Here is a 5,760-nt window from a genome sequence, read left to right on the forward strand (position 1 = left end):
GAGCCGCTAAAAAAAGGTTCTTTCTCTCGTTGCTAGTCCCTGATTTTATCATAAAGTAAATAGATAATAGCATAAAAAATGCAGGGGCAGCTATACAATAAAAATGTAAGGAAAAGAATCCAGATGAAGGAAAAGAAAGAGCAATAAAAAGGATAAGATAATTTAATAATTTATCTTTAGAAAATAGACCTATCACTTTATAAAAAACTAAAAAACACCCAATTATGTATAGCTGCATTATTATACAAGGGGCAATTATTAGCAGTTGCTCATTACCAATAAGATAAAGGGGCAGAGTAACTAATCCTAATGAAAACCAAAAAAGCCAATTATAACCAAAATAATATAAATTTTTAAATAAAGAATCTAATTTAAAATTAACAAAATAGTCATGCACTTTTCGTAATGGAGCATGAAATGACGCCCCATCTCCTGATCTTATACTGTATAGTTCAAAATTGCTGGTAAATAAGAAATTTTGAAACAATAGATGAAAAAATATTGCCACAAAAATTAATATTACTCCAAAATCTAGGGTTCTTTTTGATATTATTTTTCTACCTTTTGAAAATTTACCATTATTTCTTAAGCAGCTTTTCTATGGTTTCAAAGTTTTCAAAAGTGGGATCATAATAAAATCTAATTTCTGGAGAATATTTTAAATTTACCTGACGAGTAACATAGTCACGAATAGCAAAGCGCGAGAGTTCTAGCGCTGATAGTATGTCATCAACGGTCAATTTCGTATTAAATGGTACAAAAAAACAATTAGCAATACTAAGGTCGCTACTTACATTCACCTTGGTTATGCTTAAAGGACAGCTATCAAGACGATGATCTAACTTACCACCTTTTCTGAAACATTCAATCAGACTGGAATGCACAGCATGAGACACCTTGAGCTGCCTTTGCGACTGATCCTTTTCCCGTGTTTTTAAATTAAAGCTTTTGTTGTTCTTCGACAAGCTCAAATACCTCTACTGAATCACCGACTTTAATATCTTCATAATTCTCAAAAGCAATACCGCATTCATACCCTTCTCTGACCTCTTTCACGTCTTCTTTAAAACGTTTCAAAGTCTTGAGTTTTCCTTCATGAATAACTATATCATCACGAAGTAAACGGACTCCAGCACCACGCTTAATCGTACCTTTTGTTACATAGCTACCAGCAATTTTACCTACTTTCGACACATTAAATACTTCACGAATATCAACCGAACCAATATAAACTTCACGAATAATTGGCGACAACATACCGCTCATTATGGCCCTTATATCATCAATCAGATTATAAATTATTGAATAATATCTTATATCCACTTTATTTTTGTCCGCATCTTGAGCAGCAGCATTATTAGCTCTGACGTTAAAACCTAAAATTATTGCTCTTGAAGCTGTAGCAAGAGCCACATCAGATTCTGATATACCACCCACTGCACTATGTAGAATTTTTAATTTTACTTCGTCACTTTCAATTTTATTCAGATTACTAATAATTGCTTCAATAGATCCATGAACATCACCTTTGATAATAAGCGGTAATTCTTTAATCTTGCTCTCTCCAGAAGCTTTGAGGAATAGATCTTCCAAGCTTGTTTTTGAAGCAGTGACCCTAGATTCTCTTTCTTTTCTGATTCTATAATCAATAATATCTCTTGCCTGCTTATCTGATGAAACAACATTAAATACATCTCCAGCAGATGGAGCATCATTTAAACCAAAAATTTCTATAGCAAGTGATGGACCAGCTTCTGTAATTGTCCGCCCTTTATCGTTACATATTCTTTTTATACGACCAGATGTTGTACCAGCCATAATGATATCACCCTTTTTTAACGTACCTCTTTGGACAATAACTGTCACAATTACGCCGCGAGCAATATCTACTCTAGACTCAATAACAACTCCGCAAGCAACACCTTCTGGGTTTGCTTTCAAGTCTTGCATCTCTGCAACTAAAAGAATAGCTTCTTCCAATTTATCAAGATTCAACCTTTGTTTAGCTGAAACCCCAACAGTTATTATCTCACCACCAAAATCTTCTGGAACCAGGTCATGGATCAACAACTCTTGCTTAACTTTTTCAACGTCAGCATCTGGTTTATCAATTTTGTTTATTGCAACAATAATAGGTACATTTGCAGCTTTTGCATGACTTATCGCTTCAATTGTTTGCGCCTTTATTCCATCATCAGCTGCTACTACCAACACTACAATATCTGTTGCTTGTGCGCCGCGTGTCCGCATCTCAGTAAATGCTTCGTGACCAGGAGTGTCAATAAACGTAATCATTCTACCGTCAGACATAGTTACGCTATATGCACCTATGTGCTGAGTAATTCCGCCAGCCTCACCAGCTACCACATCAGTTGATTTAAGAGCATCGAGCAAAGAAGTTTTACCATGATCTACGTGCCCCATAACTGTAACTATAGGCGCTCTTGGTTTTAAATCTTCTGGGCTGTCCTCTCTGTCAATTAAGATGTTCTCAACATCCGACTCTTTAATACGCTTAACGGTATGACCAAAGCTAGTAACGACCAACTCTGCTGTATCTGCGTCAATTGACTGATTACTGGCTGCCATTACTCCAAGCTTCATTAGCTCTCTAATAACATCAGCTCCCCTTTCAGTCATTCTATTAGCAAGCTCTGCAACAGTAATAACCTCAGGAACTATAACTTCACGGTAAACTTTGTCAGCTTTTGCAAAACTGCTCTCGTGCTTTCTTCTTTCTTTTGCTCTTGCTCTTTGAATCGAAGCTAAAGACCTTGTTTTAAAAGGCGCATTACCTGCGTCCTGATCAAGCATATGGAAGATATCTGATTTCTTCAGTTTTTTAGTCTCTAAAAGCTTGGGTTTTACCGGAACGACCACCTCTTCTTCGGCTTTTTCATGACGAACATTGACAGGAGCAACCGCAGATTTATCACTCTCTTTTCTAAAATCCACGACAACTTCATCAGAGGTATTTAACGAAGCTTCTTGCTCGTGAGTTTCTTTTACATCTGAACTTTGGTTGATTTCTGCAAGCCTACTTAGCGTACTCAAGGGAGCACTTTCTTGCCCATCTTCGTCTATAGAACGTTGCAAAGCCGCAAGCCTTCTACTAGCCATTTCTTGATTAGACTGTAAATTATTTGATTCCCTACTAAGAGTGAGATCTCCTCCAGTAGCTTTTCCACGCTTGACTTCAACAACAACTGAAGAAGATGCACTCAAATTTTTTGAAACCATTTTAGGATAAATGGACTTGCTACTTAAACTCAGCTTATTAGTACCAAATGTAAGCTTTTTTTCTTTTTTCTCTTCTTTGTTATCTGTCATGTACCCTATTTTCCGTCTGCTTCAAATGTTAAACTGCGAATTAAATAACGACTATTTTATTCATCTGCTTCTGATTGCTTTTTAGCAAAACTAATCAAAGTTTCAATTTCTTCACTACTCACTATGTTTGCAGGGACAATTTGTCTAAACTCAGAAACTGTCACTTCTCCTAAATCTTCGATAGTCTTAACACCAAATTCTGCTAATTTTAAGATATACTCAGGTGGCAAGTCTAGCGTATCAAGAAGCTCTTGTTCTACTCCTAGTTTCTCGAGACCTTCAATAATTTCTTCGTTCTTCTCCTCAAAATAAGTTATAGCACGGTTCTGTAGCTCTTCAACTAATTCCTTATTACTAAAACCTTCAATCGAAGTCAAGGCTGCATTATCAGCATAAGCAATCTGCTCTAAGGACGTATAACCTTCGGCAGACAACAACTGAGCCGTTACTTCATCTACTCCAAGGTTATTTACAAATAACTCGGTTGTATTTGCAAACTCTTCTCCACGACGTTTTGACTCTTGCTCCTCTGTCATCACATCTATAGTCCAGCCAGTCATTTTGGAAGCCAGGCGAACATTTTGTCCTCTTCTGCCAATTGCCAAACTTAACTGATCATCAGGCACAATTGCTTCAACGCGCCCCTTATCTTCATCGAAAACTATTTTACTAATTGTCGCTGGCGTCATCGCGTTAATGACAAACTGAGCCACATTTTTATCCCAGCTAATAACATCAATTTTCTCACCGCTAAGCTCATTAGTAATCGCTTTTACCCTACTACCACGCACACCAACACAAGAACCAACTGGGTCAACTGAAACATCAGTAGCAAACACAGCTACTTTTGCCTTTGAACCAGGCTCTCTAGCAATCGATTTAATCTCAATTATATTATCATATACCTCTGGCACTTCCATTTCAAACAACTTTCTTAGGAACTCATCATCAGTTCTCGATAGAAAAATTTGCGGCCCCTTTGGCTCTCTTTTTACATCCTGAACATAAGCTTTTACTCTATCGCCTACTTTGAACATTTCTCCACGTATCTGCTGAGTTTTTTTAAGCAACGCTTCAGCACGCCCCACATCTACAATAATATTACCAAATTCTACTCTTTTAACAGTTCCATTTAATATATCACCCTTACGACCTTTATAATCTTCGTACTGACTTTCTCTTTCTATTTCCCCAACTTTCTGAACAATTACTTGTTTAGCAGTTTGAGCCGCGACTCTACCCAAATCAATTGGTGGCAACGGCTCTAGTATTTCTTCACCATTTTCTGCTTCTGGACGAATTAATCTTGCGTCCTCAAGAGAGATCTCTTGGAAAGTATTTTCAACTTTATCCACCACTGTTCTAACTCTAAACAAACTGATTTTTCCAGTGTTTTGATCTATCTGCGCGCTAATATTTTGCTCAAGACCATATTTCTTACGACCAGCTATTTGAACAGCTTGCTCCATCGCCTCAATTAATTTGGCCTTAGATACCCCTCTTTCTCTTGATACAGCATCTACTATTTGTAAAATTTCAGCTTTACCAATATTATCCATAACTAACTCTCTTTACTTTATTTTTAAGTTTTCTAGTATTTCTTCTTATGCCAAATAATCAAGTGTCCGATTTATAACGAAATGAACTAATCTTTTTTATTTAATAACGCTCTAAACATATCATCAGTTAAAACTAATTTTGCATTCTTAATGTTGCTATAATCAAAAAACATTTCTATATTTTTTGACTTCAGCTTGACCTTTTCACCTTCAACACCCAAAAGCTGGCCTTTGTATGTAAGGTTTCCATTAAAAGCTGCTTTTAGGCGAATTTTAATTTCTCTACCGGCAAATTTATCAAAATCTGTAATTTTCACAAGCGGCCTTTCAACACCAGCCGATGAAACTTCTAAAAAATACTTACCTGAAATAATATCTTCAACATCAAGCATAGCAGAAATATTCTTACTAACCACTTGGCAATCATTGACTTGAACCTTTTCACCGTCGATTCGCTCAATCAATATCTCAACAATCTTAGTGCTTGTGCCGTGAATAATCACCTTCACAACATCAAAACCTAGTGTATTGACCGTGCTCTCAATAAGACTTGTTACTCTTTGTTCCATTCCAACTTATCTAACAAAAAAGGCGGGCCGTAAGCCCACCTTAAATAACTTATTATTTAACTCTGTTTTTTAGTATAAGTGAAAAAAATTAGTTTTCAACAAGTTTTAGTTTATAATTATAATTAATACTTAATACGACACTTAACTCGCCCCTTCCATCAAATCTCCAGCTAAGTTTATGTCTGTAGTACTATTATCAATAGCTTTAGCTTCTTCAAGCGTCTCTAGTCTTGTTTCAGAATTGTCCTCTTTCCCTTCTTCTTTCCCTTCTTCTTTCTTTTTTGCTATTCTTAGCTCGGCCA

The 5,760-nt window shown here is 36.3% G+C and carries 5 protein-coding genes; all 5 read right to left on the reverse strand.

All coding sequences use genetic code 11. The features are described from left to right. Positions 1–508: hypothetical protein (locus Megvenef_RS06965; RefSeq protein WP_322777248.1), on the reverse strand; the 508-nt coding region annotated here is incomplete at its 3' end. Positions 509–578: 70 nt separating this feature from the next. Beyond that, entirely contained in the window at positions 579–965 is a 387-nt protein-coding gene (locus Megvenef_RS06970) for a ribosome-binding factor A (protein ID WP_322777249.1), read from the reverse strand. Further along, positions 940–3,330, reverse strand: a complete 2,391-nt coding sequence (gene infB, locus Megvenef_RS06975; protein WP_322777250.1) for a translation initiation factor IF-2 — start codon at positions 3,328–3,330, stop codon at positions 940–942. The genes Megvenef_RS06970 and infB overlap by 26 nt, the downstream gene beginning before the upstream one ends. A gap of 56 nt (positions 3,331–3,386) precedes the next feature. Continuing rightward, entirely contained in the window at positions 3,387–4,889 is a 1,503-nt protein-coding gene (gene nusA, locus Megvenef_RS06980) for a transcription termination factor NusA (RefSeq protein WP_322777251.1), read from the reverse strand. Positions 4,890–4,975: 86 nt separating this feature from the next. Further along, entirely contained in the window at positions 4,976–5,458 is a 483-nt protein-coding gene (locus tag Megvenef_RS06985) for a ribosome maturation factor RimP (RefSeq protein ID WP_322777252.1), read from the reverse strand. Positions 5,459–5,760: the final 302 nt, after the last annotated feature.

Origin of the sequence: Candidatus Megaera venefica (genome assembly GCF_034554655.1) — a bacterium.
GTDB classification, from domain to species: Bacteria; Pseudomonadota; Alphaproteobacteria; order Rickettsiales; family Rickettsiaceae; genus Megaera_A; species Megaera_A venefica.